Below are 19076 nucleotides of genomic sequence, written 5' to 3'. Positions count from 1 at the left end.
CGGTGGGCGTTGTCAGTGCCGATCCGTAGGCTCACAGACGATGCCCTCGACACGTGCAACCACCAAGGAACCCACAGGAGCCAGCAAACGATCGGCCGTACGCACACTGCTGCGCCTGTGGCCGTACGTACGGCCCGTGCGGGCGCGGCTGTCCACCGCCGCGTTCGTCGCCGTGCTCGCCTCGTGTACCGGGCTCGTCATCCCGCTCGTGCTGAAGTGGATGGTGGACGGGCCGGTCGCCGACCGGGATCCGGCGGGCGTATGGCTCGGGGCGCTGTACCTGCTGCTCCTCGGGCTCGCGGAGGCGCTGCTGTTCGGGCTGCGGCGGTGGCTGGTGTCGCGGCCGCTCGCCGGCGTCGAGGCGGGGATGCGGGCGGATCTGTACCGGCATCTGCAGCGGCTGCCGGTCGCCTTCCACGACCGCTGGGCCTCGGGCCAGTTGCTGTCCCGCGGCACGACGGACCTGATGCTGCTGCGCATGTTCCTCGCCTTTCCCCTGACGTTCCTGCTGGTCAACGGGGTGACGATTCTCGTCGGCGTGGTGATCATGCTGCTGCAGGACTGGACCCTCGGGCTGGTGATCCTGGGCCCGGCCGTCCCCGTGATGGTCACCTGCGTGATCTTCGAGAAGCGGTACGCCGATGTGGCGCGGCTCGCGCAGGACCAGGTCGGCGATCTGACGACGGTCGTCGAGGAGAGCGTGCTCGGGATCCGGATCATCAAGGGGTTCGGGCGGCACCGCAGCCAGGCGCAGGCGTTCCGGGAGCTGACCCGGACCCTGCGGGGGACGGAGCTGCGGAAGGCTCGGCTGCTCGCCACGATCTGGGGGGTCATCGTGACGCTGCCGGAGGTGGCCATTGGGGCGGCGTTGGTGCTGGGCACCGTGCAGGTGGCGGACGGTGACCTGTCGGCCGGCACGCTGGTCGCCTTTCTGTCGACGGCACTTGCGCTGCGGTGGCCGGTGGATTCGATCGGGTTTCTGCTTGCGATGAGTCAAGAGGCGGCGACGGCGACGGAGCGGTACTTCGAGGTGATGGACGAGGCCCCTGAGGAGCAGACCGCTGCGCCAGGCACGGGCTCAACCGGCGGCAAGGACAACGGACTTCGCTTTCATGACGTGCGGTTCCGTTACCCCGACGCCCCCGCCGACTCCCCTCCCGTCCTCGACCGCATAGACCTCCACATCCGGCCCGGCGAGTCCATGGCCCTGGTGGGCGCCACAGGCAGCGGCAAGACGACCCTCACTGCTCTCGTGCCCCGTCTCCACGAGGTCACCTCCGGTCGCATCACGCTGGACGGTGAGGACATCACCACGATGCCTCGGGAAACGTTGCGCGCCCTCGTCGCCGTGGCCTTCGAGGAGCCCACGCTCTTCTCCGCGAGCGTCGGGGACAACGTGCTCATGGGTGCCCAGGACAGCGCGGGAGCCGCCGAGCTGAACCGGGCGCTCGCCGTCGCGCAGGCCGAGTTCGCGCATGCGCTCCCCCAGGGCACGGACACCCAGGTCGGCGAACAGGGGCTCAGCCTCTCCGGCGGGCAGCGGCAGCGGCTGGCGCTCGCGCGGGCCGTTGTGGGCAGACCCAGATTCCTCGTCCTGGACGACCCCCTGTCCGCGCTCGACGTGCACACCGAGGCCGCCGTCGAGGGGGCCCTGCGGGATGTGCTCGCGGACACCACGGCGCTCATCGTGGCGCACCGCCCGTCCACGGTGCTGCTCGCCGACCGGGTCGCGCTGCTCTCCGGCGGCCGGATCACCGCCGTCGGCACGCATCACGAACTGCTGCGCACGAACGCCGAGTACGCCCACCTGATGTCCGGTACCGGGGAAGCGGAGGAAGACGACCGATGACGGCCCCCACCACGTCCGCCCCCACGGCGGAGGACGAGCCGGACCTCCCCCGCCCCAAGGACGCCGGCGACCCCTTCGACCGGGACGTCCTGCCCACTCCCCCGGGCGCCACCGCCGGCCTGCTGCGCTCCCTGCTCGCCCCGATGAAGGCCCGTGTCACCGTCGCCACGCTCCTGCTGCTGCTCCAGCTGGCGGCAGTCCAGGCGGGCCCGCTGCTGGTGGCGTACGCGATCGACAAGGCCGTACCGGCGTTCCGGGACCACGACCATGGCCCGCTGATCGCGGTGGCCGTGGCCTATCTGCTGTGCGCGCTGGTCTCCGGCGGGCTGCAGTCCGCGTTCATCATCGCCTCCGCCCGCGTCAGCCAGGACGTGCTGCTCGATCTGCGCGGCCGTATCTTCCGGCACGCGCAGGCGCTGAGCATCGACTTCCACGAGCGCTACACCTCGGGCCGGCTGATCTCCCGGTCCACGGCGGACGTGGAGTCGTTGCGGGAGCTGCTCAACGAGGGCCTGCAGGAACTCATCACGGTCGTCCTGTCCTTCGTCTACATCTCGGCCATGCTGCTCTGGCTGGACCTGGGGCTCGGCGCCCTGGCGGTGGCGTCCTTCGTGCCGCTGTACCTGCTCGTACGGGTCTACCAGCGGCGCGCGGTACGGGTGTACCGGGTGCGGTCCACCGCCATCGCGGGCGTCATCGTCAAGTTCGTCGAGACCATGAACGGCATCCGGCCGGTGCGCGCCTTCCGCCGCGAGGCCGCCAACGACGCCGACTTCCTGGTGCTGAACCGGCGGCACGAGCGGGTCAACGGCGACGCCATGCTGGAGATGGCCCGCTATGTCGTCGGCTCCCGGCTGGTCGCCAACACGGCCGTCGCGCTGATCGTGCTGTGGGGCGCCTACCGGGTGGCGGGCGGCTCGCTGGAGCTGGGCGTGCTGGCGGCGGCGGTCCTCTATCTGCGCCGCCTCTACGACCCCATCGACCGGTTCGGCATGTTCCTGAACTCGTACCAGTCGGCGGCGGCCTCCCTGGAGAAGATCGCCGGGTTGCTGGCGCAGACACCGTCCGTGCCGGAGCCGTCAAGTCCCGTGGAACTTCCGGCACTTGAGAGCGAGCACCCGGGCCGCGAGGTCGTCTTCGACGGCGTCCGCTTCGGCTACCGCACCGGCGGCGAGGTGCTGCCCGCCTTCGATCTCACGATCCCCGCCGGGCAGACGGTCGCGGTCGTCGGCTCGACGGGCGCCGGCAAGTCGACGCTCGCCAAGCTGCTGGCCCGCTTCTACGACCCCTCCGCCGGGCAGGTCCTGCTGGACGGCGTCGACCTGCGCGAACTGGCCGTGCCCGAACTGCGGCGCGGGGTGGTGATGGTGACGCAGGAGGCCTTCCTGTTCTCCGGCACGGTCGCCGAGAACATCGCCATCGGCCGCCCGGACGCGACCCGCGAGCAGATCGAGCAGGCCGCGAAGGCGATCGGTGCGCACGAGTTCATCAGCGCACTCCCCGACGGGTACGACACGGACGTACGGAAACGAGGCGGCCGTATCTCCGCGGGCCAGCGCCAACTCGTCGCCTTCGCGAGGGCGTTGCTCGCCGACCCGGCCGTGCTGATCCTCGACGAGGCCACCAGCTCGCTCGACATTCCGGGCGAACGGGCCGTGCAGCGCGCGATGCTGACGGTCCTGCGCGGCCGTACGGCCGTCGTCATCGCACACCGGCTGTCGACCGTCGAGATCGCGGACCGGGTGCTGGTCATGGAGCACGGGAAGATCGTGGAGGACGGCAGCCCGGCCGAACTCATCGCGGGGACGGGGCGGTTCGCGGATCTGCACCGGGCCTGGCGGGACAGTCTGGCGTAGCGGACGCGAGAGGAACGGGGGCACATGATCGACGCGTACGAGGATCCCGGGACGCCCGACTGTCGCGGCGGCTGGCACTTCCTGTGGTGGCTGGTGATGCGCCAGTGGGGCAGATGTCTCGCCGGGGCGCTGCTCGCCAGTGTGTGGATGGTGCTGATGGCGGCGGCGCCGTACCTGATGTCCCGGGCCATCGACGACGGCCTCGTGCCGGGCCGCCTGGGCATCCTGGCCATGTGGACCGTCGTCCTCTTCCTGGTCGGCGCGGTCAACGCATGGCTGAGCATCATGCGCCACCGCACCATGACCCGGGTACGGATGGACGCCAACTTCCGTACGGTCAAGGTGGTCGTGGGGCACGCGGTCCGGCTGGGCGCCGCGCTGCCGCGCCGGACCGGGGCCGGTGAGGTCGTCACGATCGGCGTCGGCGACGTGCTGACGATCGCCCAGTCCCTGACCGTCGTCGGCCCCGGGGCCGGCGCCGTGGTCGTCTACGCGGTCGTGGCCGGACTGCTGCTCTCCATCTCGACGCCGCTGGCCGCGGTGGTCCTGCTCGGGGTACCGCTGATCGCGCTGTGCGCCGGGCCGCTGAGCGTACGGCTGCAGGGCGTGGAGACCGAGTACCGGCAACGGCAGGGCGTGCTGACCGCCCGCATCGGCGACCTGGCGGGCGGCCTCCGCGTCCTCAACGGCCTCGGCGGCAAGGGCCTGTTCGCGGACGCCTTCCGACGCGACTCGCAACGCCTGCGGGCCCAGGGCTACCGGGTGGGCTCGGTGGCCAGCTGGATGCAGGCGTTCGGCGTGGGCCTGCCGACCCTGTTCCTCGCCCTGGTGACCTGGCTGGCGGCCCGCCTGGCCGCCCAAGGGGAGATCAGCGTGGGCGAGTTGGTGGCGGTGTACGGCTATGTCGCGGTGCTGGTGGGCCCGGTGGCGTTCTTCATCCAGATGACCTACGAACTGGGCCGCGGAGTGGTGGCCGCACGCCGCGTCGTACGCCTGCTGGAACTGGAGCCGGAGCCCGACGAAGGCACACACCCGGCCCCCGCGGAACCATCGGCACTGCACGACCCCGAGTCCGGCGTACGGGTCCTGCCGGGCCGCCTGACCGCCCTGGTCTCCGCCCGCCCCGCCGACACCGAGCTCGTGGTGGACCGCCTGGGACGGTACGCACCGTCCAACGTCACCTGGGGCGGCGTGCGCCTGGACGCAATCCCGATGGCGCAGGTCCGGACCCGCATCCTGGTCGCCGACAACGAAGCGGCCCTGTTCGCAGGCCCCCTGCACGACGTGATCGACGGTGGAGCAGCGGCTCTCAGGGGCGCGGGGAACTGCGCGACAAGCCACGACGAACCTGCACACGCCCGACAACAATCCGAGGCACCCTCTGAGGCGCACCTCACCCAAGCAATACACGCAGCCGCCGCCAGCGACATCGTCCAGGGCCTACCCGAAGGCCTGGCTTCACTGGTAACCGCAGAAGGGCGAAGCCTCTCGGGCGGCCAACGCCAACGCATCCGCCTGGCCAGGGCACTCGCGGCCAACCCCGAGGTCCTGCTCGCCGTAGAACCGACCTCCGCCCTCGACGCCCACACGGAGTCCACCGTCGCCGCCCGCCTCCGCGAGGCCCGCGAGGGCCGCACAACGCTGCTGACCACCACTTCCCCCCTGGTCCTCGACCGGATGGACGCCGTCCACTACTTGGTGGACGGCAAGGTCGCAGCCACCGGAACCCACCGACAGCTGCTGGCCCAAGTGCCCGGCTACCAGGCGCTCGTGGCCCGGGACAACGATGCCGAGGAGGCCGTACGGTGACGACTGACCACCTCCCCGTCGCCGAACCGGCCGCCGTACGCCGCGCCATGCTCCGGCTGATGCGCGCCGACCGCAAGGCGTTCGCCGCCGCACTGACACTGAACGCCCTGGCCGCCGCGGCCGGTCTCGCCGGACCGTGGCTGCTCGGCCGCATCGTGGACGAGGTCCGCTCCGGTCACGGCGTCGCGGCCGTGGACCGCCTGGCCCTCGGCATCCTCGTCGCCTCGCTGGCCCAACTGCTGCTCGCCCGCTGGGCCCGCTACGTGGGCCACCGCTTCGGTGAGCGCACACTCGCCCGGGTGCGCGAGGAGTTCGTCGACCGGACACTGGCACTGCCCGCCTCCGTCGTGGAGCGGGCCGGCGCCGGCGACCTCACCGCGCGCGGCACGGCCGACGTGAGCACCGTCGGCACCACGCTGCGCGACGTGGGGCCCGAACTGCTGGTCAGCACCGTGCAGGCGCTGTTCATCATGGGCGCCGTCTTCGCGCTCGACCCGCTGCTCGGTCTCTTCGGTGTGCTCGGGCTGACGCCCATCTGGTTTGCGCTGCGCTGGTATCTGCGCCGGGCCCGGGACGGCTATCTCGCGGAGGGCGCGGCCACCTCGGAGGTCGCCGAGATCCTTGCGGCGACCGCATCCGGGGCCCGCACGGTGGAGGCGTTCGGTCTGCAGGAGCGGCGGATCGCGGCGAGCCGGGACGCGCTGGACACGTCACGGCGGACCCGCCTCTACACCCTGTTCCTGCGCAGCGTGTTCTTCCCGGCGGTCGAGGTGTCGTACACCGTCCCCGTGGCGGGGGTGCTGCTGGTGGGCGGGGTGCTGCAGGCGCGCGGGGACGTGGGGCTGGGTGCGGTGGTGGCGGCCGCGCTGTATCTGCGGCAGTTCACCGAGCCGCTGGACCAGATCCTGATGCGGGTGGAGCAACTGCAGGGCAGCAACGCCTCGTTCGCCCGGGTGGAGGGGCTGGCCGCCGCCCCGCGGTCCGGCCCGGACGACGGCTCCCCCGCCCCCGCCGACGACCGTATCGACGTCACCGGCGTGCGGTACGCCTACGACCGCGGCGGCGAGGTGCTGCACGGCGTCGACCTGACCGTACGGCCCGGCGAGCGACTGGCGGTCGTGGGCCCCTCGGGCGCCGGAAAGACCACGCTGAGCAGGCTGTTGGCAGGCGTCGACGCGCCCACCGAAGGCACGGTGACCGTCGGTGGGGTGCCCGTCGTCGACCTCGGCCCCGAGCAGCTGCGCCGCCAGGTCGTCCTGGTCACCCAGGAGCACCATGTGTTCCTCGGCTCGGTCCGCGACAACCTGCTCATCGCCGAACCGGCCGCCACCGACGAGGAGTTGTGGGCGGCGCTGACGGCGGTGGGTGCCGACGACTGGGTGCGCGAACTGCCGGACGGCCTGGACACCCCGCTCGGCGAGGGAGGGTCCCGCACCGACGGCTCCCAGGCCCAGCAACTCGCCCTCGCCCGCGTGGTCCTGGCCGACCCGCACACCCTGATCCTCGACGAGGCCACCGCCCTCCTCGACCCGACGACCGCCCGCCACACCGAGCGCGCCCTGGCCGCCGTGCTCGAGGGCCGCACGGTCATCGCCATCGCCCACCGCCTGCACACCGCCCACGACGCGGACCGGGTGGCGGTGATGGAGGACGGCCGGCTGTCCGAACTCGGCACGCACGAGGAGCTGGTGGCGGCCGAGGGGGCGTACGCGGCGCTGTGGCACACCTGGCACGGCGAACCGTCGCCGTAGGAGCCACAGGAGTCACAGGAGTCACCGGACTCACACCGCGTCCGGCCCCCGCTCCCGCGTCCTGATGCGCACCACCTCCTCCACCGGCGTCACCCAGACCGTGCCGCCGCCCGTGCCGCGGGCGCCCGCGGCACGGATGACGCGGACCAGGTCGGCGGCGTCGAAGTCGAGGGTGAGGATGTCGAGGCGGAGCTGCGGGGCGAGGTTCACGCGGTACTCGCTGCCCCGGTAGATCTCCACCCGGACGGTCCTGGGCACATACGCCTGCACCTCTGTCACGGTCACTCCGCGCACCCCGAAGGACTGCAGCGCCTTCATGACGTCGGGGACGCGGTGCGGGGGGAGGACCGCGGTGACGAGTTTCATGGGGAGCTCCTCAACTCCCCTTCCCTCAGCCGGAGTCCGGTTCCACCGCCTCCTTCTGCGGACTCGGCGCGGGTGCCGAAGCGGCCACCGAAACCGGCTCCGCCGCCGACGCCACCGCCGTCTCCGCCGGGTACGCCTCCTCGTCGTGCACCGCGAGGTCGCCGCTCTCCAGCACCGCGTCGGGGGCCCGGAGTTTCACGAACAGGCCGATGCCCTTGAGGATCAGGAAGGTCATCACGGCGTCGTAGAGGATGATCGTGCCGGCCGACCCCGCCTGCTTCCACAGCTGGTCGAAGTTGCCGTAGAGCCAGCCGCTGGTGGAGAAGGCCGTGGAGCCGTCCTTGTTGAGGTAGACCGCCATGGCCGGGTCGGCGAAGATGCCGACCAGCAGGCCGCCCGCCAGGCCCGCGATGCCGTGGGTGTAGACGACGCCGAGCGCGTCGTCGACCTTCGAGAAGGGCCTGATCTTCGGGAGGTAGTTCCAGGCCAGCCAGACGATCGAGGACGCGATGATGCCGATGTAGATCGCGCCGATGCCGGACACGAAGCCGGCCGCCGGGGTGATCGCGACCAGGCCCACGATCATGCCGTTGATGCCGCCGAGGAAGGTCGGCTTGCGCTGCGGGCCCGCGAACATGTCCCACAGCACCCACACCAGCAGCGCAACCGCCGTACAGAGATTGGTGTTCAGGACGGCTGCGGCCGCGTTGTGGCCGCCGAAGTACATGTCGCCGCCGTTGAAGCCGTTCCAGCCGAGCCAGAGGATGCCCGCGCCGACCGCGACCATGGGGAGGTTGTTGGGGACGCCATGCGCCCGGTCGCGGGCGAGGCGCGGGCCGATCACCGCGGCCGCCACGAAGCCAGAGGTACCGGCGGCGAGATGGATGACGTAGCCGCCCGAGTAGTCGAGCGCGCCCTGGGCCGCCCACCAGCCGCCGCCCCACAGCAGGAAGGCGTTGACGGTGTAGACGAGGGTCGACCACAGGGGGACGAAGAGCAGCCACGCGCGGATGTTCATGCGGCCGATCACGCTGCCCATGAAAAGCAGGGGCGTGATCGCTGCGAACGCGAAGTGGAAGTACGCGAGCGTGGACTGGGAGAAACGGAAGTGCGGCATCAGGTCGGTGCCGTTGATGAGCGGTATCCACGCCTGCTGCTGTTCGCTCGCCGAGCCGACGATCGTGCCGGGGCGGCCGACGAAGGCGCCGAGGATGCCGGGCCAGTGCGAGTTCAGGGGTTCGCCGAACCCCATCTTGAACTCCCAGAGCACCCAGCCGACCAGCACCAGCGAGAAGCCGGTGAAGGCCATGAACATGGTGTTCACGACCCACTTGCGCTGGACCAGACCACCGTAGAGGATCGCGATACCGGGGATGCTCATCATTCCGACGAGCGTGGCCGCGACGAGTTGCCAGGCGTTGTCGCCGGCGTCGAGCCATGAGGGATAGGGGATCACTGCACCGTCAACTCCCCTCCAGGGAGCGGCGGTCCGGCGACCGCCGGTTGGACGGCAGGATCCTGCCGGATCCGTTGCCCCTCGGTTCCGAGGGCATGTCGGCGGAGCAAATTTCCGCTCACGATCCAACAGGCAGTCCGCATACCGAACATGAACACCCGGACAACGAACCATTTCCGGCCAACTTCGTGACGCGCTCCTGACAGGGCGGAAATCTCCTGCCACCCTTCCCACAGCTTCAACACAGCAACCCCACAAGCTCCATCCCCATGTTCTGCCCGGTCGGTCGACCCACCGTCCGGATCTCCCTGGCCGCGCAACCCGCGGCCACGCAGAAGGAGTCAGTGTTGAGAAGCAGTTCCTCTCGCAGACGCACCTCCCACATCGTCGCCGTCGCCGGCGTCACCGCCCTGCTCGCCGCGGCCGTCCAGTCGGGCGCCGCGTCCGCCGCCCCGGACCGGGCCTCGTCCACGAGCAAGGCCCACGCGGCCGTCAAGCTCTCCCCCTCGCAGCGTGCCGAGCTGATACGCGACGCGGACAGCGCCCGTGCGCAGACCGCCAAGGACATAGGCCTGGGCGCGAAGGAGAAGCTCGTCGTCCGTGACGTCGTCAAGGACACCGACGGCACCCTGCACACCCGCTACGAGCGCACCTACGACGGCCTGCCGGTCCTCGGCGGCGACCTGGTCGTCGACACCGCCAAGTCGGGCGCCACCAAGGGCGTCATCAAGGCGACGAACGCCGCCATCAAGGTCTCCGACGTCACCCCGGACATCACCAGAGCGGCCGCCGAGCAGCAGGCCGTGAAGCGCGCGAAGGCCCTCGGCTCCACCAAGTCGACCGCCGACAGCGCCCGCAAGGTGATCTGGGCGGCGAGCGGCAAGCCGGTCCTGGCGTACGAGACGGTCGTCGGCGGCCTCCAGGACGACGGCACGCCGAACCAGCTGCACGTCATCACCGACGCGGCCACCGGCAAGAAGCTCTACGAGTACCAGGGCATCGAGAACGCGACGGGTACCGGCAACACGCAGTACAGCGGCACGGTCTCGCTGACGACGACGCAGTCGGGCTCCAACTACAACCTGACCGACGGCGACCGCGGCGGCCACAAGACGTACAACCTGAACCACGGCACGTCCGGCACCGGCACACTGTTCTCGCAGACCAGCAACACCTGGGGCAACGGGACGACGTCGAACGCCGCGACCGCGGGCGCGGACGCGCACTACGGCGCCGCGGAGACCTGGGACTTCTACAAGAACACCTTCGGTCGCAGCGGCATCAAGAACAACGGCGTCGGCGCCTACTCGCGCGTCCACTACGGCAACTCGTACGTGAACGCGTTCTGGGACGACGGCTGCTTCTGCATGACGTACGGCGACGGCTCCGGCAACGCGGACCCGCTGACCTCGCTGGACGTGGCGGGCCACGAGATGACCCACGGCGTCACCTCCAACACCGCGGGCCTCAACTACAGCGGCGAGTCCGGCGGCCTCAACGAGGCGACCTCCGACATCCTCGGCGGCGTCGGCGTCGAGTTCTACGCCAACAACTCGTCCGACCCGGGTGACTACCTCATCGGCGAGAAGATCGACATCAACGGCGACGGCACCCCGCTGCGCTACATGGACAAGCCCAGCAAGGACGGCGGCTCCGCCGACTCCTGGTACTCGGGTGTCGGCAACCTCGACGTGCACTACTCGTCCGGTGTCGCCAACCACTTCTTCTACCTGCTGAGCGAGGGCAGCGGCGCCAAGGTCATCAACGGCGTCAGCTACAACTCGCCCACCTCGGACGGCCTGCCGGTCACGGGCATCGGCCGGGACAAGGCCCTGGCGATCTGGTACCGGGCACTGACCACCAAGTGGACGTCCACCACCAACTACGCGAGCGCACGCACCGGCACGCTCGCGGCCGCCGGTGAGCTGTACGGCACCACGTCCACCGAGTACAAGGCCGTGCAGGACGCGTGGGCGGCCGTCGCGGTCGGCTCGCGCTCCGGCGGGGGCGGCGGGTCCGGGACCTCGTACGAGAACACGACCCCGCTGTCGATCCCGGACAACGGCCCGGCCGTCACCTCGTCGATCACCGTCTCCGGCAGGAGCGGAAACGCGCCAAGCAACCTCCAGGTGACCGTGGACATCACGCACACCTGGCGGGGCGACCTGGTGATCGATCTGCTCGGCCCTTCGGGCACCGCGTACCGCCTGAAGAACTTCAGTTCCTCGGACTCGGCCGACAACGTACAGGCGACCTACACGGTCAACGCCTCCTCCGAAACGGCAAACGGGACCTGGAAATTGAAGATCCAGGACCAGGCCGCGCAGGACGTCGGCACGCTCAACAGCTGGAAGGTGACGTTCCCGTAGACCGCACGTAGCGGTATCGGAAACAGGGCGCCGTCCCGGGTACGACTCCCGGGGCGGCGCCCGTTTACATTCCCGAAACGTTAACCAGACAGTCGTTTTTCAGCCAACATCACTTGAGGGTCATGACATGTACGCGCCTTGATGACACTCTTCCCCACAACCGCCGCACAACTTCACAGCAACTCCGGCCGGGCGCCCCACGCCGTGCCGGACTCCCCCACCACAAGGAGCTTGTGTGACCCCCCTCTACGCGCGTCACAAGCGCTCGACTCTGGCCATCGCAACCGCCGTTGCCGCCGGAGCCCTGCTCACCACCGGTCTGACCACCGGTTCGGCCGCCGCCCAGACCACGGCGGACTCCACGGCCACGGCCCGCACGGCAGGCGCCCCCGCCGCGCTCTCGGCCTCGTCCCGCACCGCCCTCATCCAGAAGGCACAGGACAACGTTGCCGAGACGGCCCAGCAGATAGGCCTCGGCACCAAGGAGAAGCTGGTCGTCAAGGACGTCATCAAGGACGCCGACGGCACGGTCCACACCCGCTACGAGCGCACCTACGCGGGCCTGCCGGTCCTCGGCGGCGACCTGGTCGTCGCGACGAAGTCCGGCAAGACCGAGAGCGTCACCAAGGCCACGAAGTCGGCGATCAAGGTGGCCTCGCTCAAGCCGCAGATCACCACCGCCAAGGCCGAGAAGCAGGCGCTGACCGCCGCCAAGGCCGCGGGTTCGGACAAGACCTCGGCCGACAAGGCCCGCAAGGTCGTCTGGGCCGGCTCCGGCAAGCCCGTCCTCGCCATCGAGACCGTCGTCGGCGGCCTCCAGGACGACGGCACCCCGAACGCGCTGCACGTCATCACCGACGCGGCCACGGGCAAGAAGCTCTTCGAGTACCAGGCCGTCGAGAACGCGACCGGCACCGGCAAGACGCTGTACTCGGGCACCGTCAGCCTGACCACCAACCTGTCGGGCTCGACGTACCAGCTGTACGACACCACGCGCGGTGGTCACAAGACGTACAACCTGAAGCACACCAGCAGCTCCGGCACCGGCACGCTGTTCACCGACTCGGACAACGTCTGGGGCACGGGCGCCGCCTCCAGCTCGACGACCGACCAGACCGCGGCCGCCGACGCCACCTACGGTGCGCAGGAGACGTGGGACTACTACAAGGCCACCTTCGGCCGCAGCGGCATCAAGAACGACGGTGTCGGCGCCTACTCGCGCGTCCACTACGGCAGCTCGTACGTCAACGCCTTCTGGGACGACGACTGCTTCTGCATGACCTACGGCGACGGTGACAGCAACACTCACCCGCTGACCTCGCTGGACGTGGCCGGCCACGAGATGACCCACGGCGTCACCGCCAACACCGCGGGCCTGGACTACAGCGGCGAGTCCGGCGGCCTCAACGAGGCCACCTCCGACATCCTCGGCGGCGTCGGCGTCGAGTTCTACGCCAACAACTCGTCCGACAAGGGCGACTACCTCATCGGCGAGAAGATCGACATCAACGGCGACGGCACCCCGCTGCGCTACTTCGACAAGCCCAGCAAGGACGGCGGCTCGGCGGACTCCTGGTCCTCCTCCGTCGGCAACCTGGACGTCCACTACTCGTCCGGTGTCGCCAACCACTTCTTCTACCTGCTGGCCGAGGGCAGCGGTTCGAAGACGATCAACGGCGTCAGCTACAACTCGCCGACGTCCAACGGCTCCACGGTCACCGGCATCGGCCGGGACAAGGCACTGCAGATCTGGTACAAGGCGCTGACCGAGCAGTTCACCTCGACCACCAACTACAAGGCGGCCCGCACGGGCACGCTGGCGGCGGCGGCGAGCCTGTACGGGTCGAGCAGCACCGAGTACAAGACGGTCGCCGCGGCCTGGTCCGCGGTCAACGTGAGCTGACCCGAGGGGGGTTGGCGGGCGGTACCCGGGACGAAGGCATTCCCGGGTACCGCCCTACTCTTGTGTCCCATGCGCCTGGAGGACTTCACCTACGACGACGTCGGCGGCACCCGCCGCCGCGGTTTCTGCCCGCCGGGCTTCCGCCCCCTGCACGTGCGCACGCGCATCGGCGAGGGGGAACCCTGCTTCCGCAGAGCTGCCGACGCGGTCCTGACCTGGGAGATGCACCGGGAACTGGGCGTGGGCATCGACGCGAGCGCGGACCGCGCCGCCCCGGACGTCGACGTCACCGTCACCCTCGCCGGTGTGATCAAGGCCCCGTGCCGCATCATCTACACGGTCGACGAACCCCGCCGTGCGGGCTGGGCGTACGGCACCCTGACCGGGCACCCGGAGTGCGGCGAGGAACTCTTCGTCGTGGACCGCACGGGCGACGGCACGGTGTGGCTGACGGTGTCCGCGTTCAGCAGGCCCGCGAAGTGGTACGCGAAGGCCGGCGGCCCGGCTACACGGGGGCTGCAGAACGCTTACGCGCGGCGGTGCGGGAAGGTTTTGCAGCAGTTGTGCGCGCCGGTGTCCGAGGACTGAGCGGGGGTCTGGGGCACCGTTGGCCGGGGGCTGCCGCCCCCAGACCCCCGCTTCGGCCTGAACGGCCTCGTCCTCAAACGCCGGACGGGCTGAAGATGCCTGCCGCGCCGGAAAGCCCGAAGCGCCGCTGAATTGCCTCACCGCATAAGTACTCCTGCGCCCTCTCCCGTCTCCTCCGAAGGCACCGCCACCAACCCCAGCTCCACACCGGACGCCAGCAGTCGATGCGCCGGCAGGATGCGGACCGTGTAGCCGTAGGGGCCGGTGCGGTCGAGGGAGAGCGGGCCCTCGTACACCCACCTGCCCTCCTGGTCGGGGCCTCCCGCCGGTTTCAGCGGGACCGTCGCCGCGTCCGCGATGCGGTCCTCCGGGTCGACGCGGCCCGAGACGGCCTGGACCTCCACGTCGTCCGGGCCGAGCTCGCCGAGGCCCACGCGCACCCGCAGGGCGAGCGTGCTGCCGAGTTCCGCGGTGGCCGTGGCGGCGGACGTCTCCACGTGGTCGACGGTGACGCCGTGCCAGGCGGCCCGCACCCGTGCCTTCCAGGCGGCGAGTTCGCGCGCGGAGTCGGGGGCCATCGCGCGGTGTGCGTGGGCGGCCGGTGCGTAGAGGCGCTCGACGTACTCGCGGACCATGCGGCCGGCCAGCACCTTCGGGCCGAGCAGGGTCAGGGTCTGGCGGACCATCTCGATCCACCGGTCGGGCAGACCGTGCTGACCACGCTCGTAGAAGCGCGGGGCCACACGCTGTTCCAGCAGGTCGTAGAGCGCTTCTGCCTCTATGGCGTCACGGTGGTCGGGGTCGGTGCCCGCGCCGTCCGCCGTGGGGATCGCCCAGCCGAAGTCGGGCTGGAACCACTCGTCCCACCAGCCGTCCAGGACGGAGAGATTGAGGCAGCCGTTCAGCGCCGCCTTCATGCCGGACGTGCCGCAGGCCTCCAGGGGGCGCAGTGGGTTGTTGAGCCAGATGTCGCAGCCCGGGTAGAGCTTCTGCGCCATCGCCATGCCGTAGTCGGGGAGGAAGACGATGCGGTGGCGGACGCGTGGGTCGTCCGCGAACCGGACCAGCTCCTGGACCAGGCGTTTTCCGCCGTCGTCGGCCGGATGCGCCTTGCCCGCGACGACGATCTGGATGGGCCGTTCCGGGTGCAGGAGGAGGTCCATCAGACGGTCGCGGTCGCGCAGCATCAGGGTCAGGCGCTTGTACGACGGGACGCGCCGCGCGAACCCGATGGTGAGGACGTCCGGATCCATGACCCCGTCGATCCACCCCAGCTCGGCGGTTCCCGCCCCGCGTTGACGCCAGGAGGCGCGCAGCCGCACCCGTACCTCGTCCACCAGCTGTTCGCGCAGGTTCCGGCGCAGCTCCCAGATGTCCTGGTCGGCGATGTCCCCGACCGCGTCCCAGCGGTCCGAGCCGCCGACGGTCAGCGCGTCCTCGGTGCGCTGGGCGCCGATCTGCCGGGCTCCGAGCCGGAAGACCTCGGGGGCGACCCAGGTGGGCGCGTGCACCCCGTTGGTCACGGAGGTGATCGGTACCTCGTCGGGGTCGAATCCCGGCCACAGTCCGGAGAACATCTCGCGGCTGACGTGGCCGTGCAGGAGGGAGACGCCGTTGGCGCGCTGGCCGAGGCGCAGGCCCATCACGGCCATGTTGAAGAGGTTCGGTTCGCCGCCGGGGTAGGTCTCCATGCCGAGTTGCAGGATGCGCTCGACGTCGATGCGCGGGAGTTCGGCGTCGGGGCCGAAGTGGTGGGCGACCAGCTCGCGGTCGAACCGGTCGATACCGGCGGGGACCGGGGTGTGGGTGGTGAAGACGGTCCCGGCGCGGACCGCCTCCAGCGCGGAATCGAAGTCCAGCCCGCCGTCGCAGAGCTCGGCGATGCGCTCCAGGCCCAGGAAGCCGGCGTGGCCCTCGTTGGTGTGGAAGACCTCGGGGGCGGGATGGCCGGTGAGGCGGCAGTACGTCCGCACCGCCCGCACACCCCCTATGCCGAGCAGCATCTCCTGCAGCAGCCGGTGCTCGCTGCCGCCGCCGTAGAGCCGGTCGGTCACCTGTCGCTCGCCGAGGTCGTTCTCCTCGACGTCCGAGTCGAGCATCAGCAGCGGGACCCGGCCGACCTGGGCGAGCCAGATGCGGGCGTGCAGCTGCCTGCCGCCGGGCAGGGCGAGGGAGACCTGGGCAGGGGTGCCGTCGGGTTCCTCGAGGAGGGCCACGGGCAGCTCGTTGGGGTCCAGGACCGGGTAGTGCTCCTGCTGCCAGCCGTCCCGGGACAGCGACTGGCGGAAATAGCCGTGCCGGTAGAGGAGGCCCACGCCGACCAGGGGTACGCCGAGGTCGCTGGCCGCCTTCAGATGGTCGCCCGCCAGGATGCCCAGGCCGCCGGAGTACTGGGGCAGGGCGGCCGTGATGCCGAACTCGGGCGAGAAGTAGGCAATGGCGGCGGGGAGTTCCCCGGGGTGGGTCTGGTACCAGCGGTCGCCGGTCATGTAGTCGTCCAGGTCGCCCGTGACCTCCGTCAGCCGGCGCAGGAAGCGGTGGTCCCCGGCCAGCTCCGCGAGCCGCGCCGGCGACACGCTGCCCAGGAGCCGTACGGGATCGCCGTCCGAGGCCGCCCAGCGCTCGGGGTCGACGGACTGGAACAGATCGCGGGTCTCCGCATGCCAGGACCAGCGCAGATTGCGGGCCAGATCACTGAGCGGCCGCAGGGGTTCGGGGAGAACGGGTCGGACGGTGAATCGACGGATCGCCTTCACTTTCCACCTCGACGCGTGTCGCTGTGCGGACGCACAACGCTGTGCGCCTCGTCGTCAACCTCGACGGTATCCGTGTGGAGGGCTTCGCAACCACGGCACGTCCAAGAGCACGCCACACTCCTACGCCGTCCGGAAAACGCCGCAACCTTCACGCGTCCACCATGGCCGACATGGCCGATTCCGCCCCCATAGGCCCTCTTGTGGGCCTTCTACACCGCACGAGAGGCTGCCAAGTGGAGTCAATGGAGGGGAATTCGGACCATGGCACGGACGCGAACACGGCGTCTGCGCTTGACAGGGGGTCTGACCGCGGTGGCCTGTGCCGCCACGCTTTCGGCCATCACCCTGCCTGCGCACGCCGCACCGGAGGGGCAGATACTCGGCGCCGGTGAGCCCGGCTCCGTCAGCGGAAGTTATCTCGTGACGCTCAAGGGGGGAACGAAGGCTCCGTCGGCGACCGGAAAAGGCATCGCCGAGAAGTACGGGGCGAAAATAAGCCACGCCTACGGCTCGGTCCTCAACGGCTACGCCGTCAAGGCCAACGAGAGACAGGCCAAGCTGCTCGCGGCCGACTCGCAGGTCGCCTCGGTCGTCCAGGACACGCGTGTGTCGCTGGACCACACGCAGAAGAACCCGCCGTCCTGGGGCCTGGACCGGATCGACCAGCCGAGCCTGCCGCTGGACAGGAGCTACACCTGGCCCGAGTCCGCGGGCAAAGGGGTCACCGCGTACGTGATCGACACCGGTATCCGCATCACGCACAAGGACTTCGGCGGCCGGGCGAGCTACGGCTGGGACTTCGTCGGAAACGACAGGACCGCAGCCGACGGCAACGGGCACGGCACCCACGTCGCCGGCACCATCGCCGGCACGGCGTACGGCGTCGCCAAGCAGGCGAAGGTCGTCGCCGTCCGCGTCCTCGACAACGACGGCTCCGGTACGACATCGCAGGTCATCGCGGGCATCGACTGGGTGACCAAGCACGCGAGGAAACCGGCGGTCGCCAACCTCAGCCTGGGCGGCTACTACAACGCCCAGCTGGACGCGGCCGTCCGCAACTCCATCGCCTCGGGCGTCACGTACGCAGTCGCCGCGGGGAACGACGGCCTCCCGGCCGCCCTCTACTCCCCGGCGGACGTGAAGGAGGCCATCACGGTCGGCGCGACCGACAAGAAGGACGCGCGGGCGAGCTTCTCCAACTTCGGCTCGGTCGTGGACCTGTTCGCCCCCGGAGTGTCGATCACCTCGGACTCCTACGCGAGCGACACCGGGAAGGCGACCTTCTCCGGTACGTCGATGGCGACTCCCCACGTCACAGGCACGGCCGCCCTGTATCTGGCCGACCATCCGAAGGCCACGCCGGCCCAGGTCTCCAAGGCACTCGTCAAGCTGGCGGTGTCCGGGAAGGTCTCCGGCCGGGGCCTCGGCTCACCGGACGAACTTCTGCAGGTGCCGCCTTCTTAGTCACACAGTCCCAAGACCGGTCCCGTTCGTTCACGAACGGGACCGGTCTTGTGTGTAGACATACGCGTGAGTAGTTAACAAAGTGCCGGATTGCGCACCCGAATAGGGTGGGAAGGCTCCTCCGGTACACGACTCAGGTACTCCACAGACACACCACGCAACATCACCCGCAGGACCCACCTCCCCACTGCCATCCGCCCACCCACGTTGACGCGGACAGGAGCGGTCATGCCCGCCACGCACCACTCGTCAGCACCCCCGACGACCAGCACCGAAGCGCCTCCCGTGCGCCCCGCCGACGCCGGACCGCCGACCCCGGAGCCACCCTCCGCGGGCGGCACCGCGGGCATCGGGCGCATACCCGTCCTCGATGTCCGCCCCGTGGTCCAGCACGGGCGCAGGCCGGCCAAGGCCGTGACCGGCGAGTCGTTCGAGATCTCGGCCACCGTGTTCCGCGAGGGCCACGACGCGGTCGCCGCCAACGTCGTCCTCACGGATCCGGAGGGCCGTGCCGGTCCATGGACGCCGATGCGGGAGCTGGCCCCGGGCACCGACCGCTGGGGCGCCGCTGTCACCGCCGGCGAACCCGGCCACTGGACGTACACGGTGGAGGCCTGGGGCGACCCGATCACCACCTGGCGGCACCACGCCCAGATCAAGATCCCGGCGGGGATGGACACGGACCTGGTGCTGGAGGAAGGGGCGCGGCTGTACGAGCGGGCGGCCGACGGCACCCCCGAGGGCGGCGGACGGAACGTGATCGTCGCCGCCGTGGACGCCCTGCGGGACGAGACCCGCCCGGCCGCCTCGCGCCTGGCGGCGGCGTTGACGCCGGAGGTGGATGCGGTGCTGGCCCGGCATCCGCTGCGGGAGTTCGTCACCGCCTCGCAGACCCTGCCGCTGCTGGTG

General features: G+C 70.4%; 12 protein-coding genes. 9 read left to right on the top strand and 3 right to left on the bottom strand.

The annotated features are described in order from the left end of the window. Positions 1–40: 40 nt before the first annotated feature. From ACFY10_RS25620 to ACFY10_RS25605, 4 genes are read left to right on the top strand one after another with little or no spacing between them, the layout of a single operon-like run. Positions 41–1849, top strand: a complete 1809-nt coding sequence (locus ACFY10_RS25620; protein WP_390667544.1) for an ABC transporter ATP-binding protein — start codon at positions 41–43, stop codon at positions 1847–1849. Then, positions 1846–3705 carry an ABC transporter ATP-binding protein gene (locus ACFY10_RS25615; protein WP_390667543.1) on the top strand — a complete coding sequence of 620 codons (1860 nt, stop codon included), beginning with the start codon at positions 1846–1848 and terminating at the stop codon, positions 3703–3705. Before ACFY10_RS25620 ends, ACFY10_RS25615 begins: the two co-directional genes overlap by 4 nt. A gap of 24 nt (positions 3706–3729) precedes the next feature. Next, positions 3730–5514 (top strand): ABC transporter transmembrane domain-containing protein, encoded by a 1785-nt coding sequence (locus tag ACFY10_RS25610; protein ID WP_390667542.1) that lies wholly within the window; start codon positions 3730–3732, stop codon positions 5512–5514. Positions 5515–5561: 47 nt separating this feature from the next. Then, complete coding sequence (locus tag ACFY10_RS25605; RefSeq protein ID WP_390667876.1) at positions 5562–7265, top strand: ABC transporter ATP-binding protein; 1704 nt, start codon at positions 5562–5564, stop codon at positions 7263–7265. Between the two features lie 30 nt (positions 7266–7295). Here ACFY10_RS25605 and ACFY10_RS25600 read toward each other — a convergent pair whose 3' ends face one another. Then, positions 7296–7631 (bottom strand): P-II family nitrogen regulator, encoded by a 336-nt coding sequence (locus ACFY10_RS25600; protein ID WP_275779786.1) that lies wholly within the window; start codon positions 7629–7631, stop codon positions 7296–7298. A gap of 25 nt (positions 7632–7656) precedes the next feature. After that, positions 7657–9087 (bottom strand): ammonium transporter, encoded by a 1431-nt coding sequence (locus tag ACFY10_RS25595; protein WP_390667541.1) that lies wholly within the window; start codon positions 9085–9087, stop codon positions 7657–7659. Between the two features lie 347 nt (positions 9088–9434). On the opposite strand from ACFY10_RS25595, the gene ACFY10_RS25590 reads away from it, so the two are divergent. From ACFY10_RS25590 to ACFY10_RS25580, 3 genes are all read left to right on the top strand, one after another. Then, on the top strand, positions 9435–11456 hold the full coding sequence (locus tag ACFY10_RS25590; RefSeq protein ID WP_390667540.1) for a M4 family metallopeptidase: 2022 nt from the start codon (positions 9435–9437) through the stop codon (positions 11454–11456). A 235-nt stretch (positions 11457–11691) separates the two neighbouring features. Beyond that, complete coding sequence (locus ACFY10_RS25585) at positions 11692–13359, top strand: M4 family metallopeptidase (protein ID WP_390667539.1); 1668 nt, start codon at positions 11692–11694, stop codon at positions 13357–13359. A 69-nt stretch (positions 13360–13428) separates the two neighbouring features. Further along, complete coding sequence (locus ACFY10_RS25580; RefSeq protein WP_390667538.1) at positions 13429–13947, top strand: DUF1990 domain-containing protein; 519 nt, start codon at positions 13429–13431, stop codon at positions 13945–13947. A gap of 137 nt (positions 13948–14084) precedes the next feature. Here ACFY10_RS25580 and ACFY10_RS25575 read toward each other — a convergent pair whose 3' ends face one another. Then, entirely contained in the window at positions 14085–16703 is a 2619-nt protein-coding gene (locus ACFY10_RS25575; protein WP_390667537.1) for a glycosyltransferase family 1 protein, read from the bottom strand. Positions 16704–16964: 261 nt separating this feature from the next. Here ACFY10_RS25575 and ACFY10_RS25570 point away from each other — a divergent pair, with 261 nt between their 5' ends. Together ACFY10_RS25570 and ACFY10_RS25565 are read left to right on the top strand one after the other, a co-directional pair. Next, positions 16965–18167 carry a S8 family peptidase gene (locus tag ACFY10_RS25570; RefSeq protein WP_390667536.1) on the top strand — a complete coding sequence of 401 codons (1203 nt, stop codon included), beginning with the start codon at positions 16965–16967 and terminating at the stop codon, positions 18165–18167. A 228-nt stretch (positions 18168–18395) separates the two neighbouring features. Continuing rightward, positions 18396–19076 (top strand): maltotransferase domain-containing protein (locus ACFY10_RS25565; RefSeq protein ID WP_390667535.1); only part of this gene is annotated, 681 nt, incomplete at its 3' end.

Source organism: Streptomyces sp. NPDC001401, from assembly GCF_042895385.1.
In the GTDB taxonomy this organism is placed as follows: Bacteria; Actinomycetota; Actinomycetes; order Streptomycetales; family Streptomycetaceae; genus Streptomyces.
The sequence above is the reverse complement of the archived record's forward strand: the minus strand, read 5'-3'. Positions and strand labels throughout refer to the sequence as shown.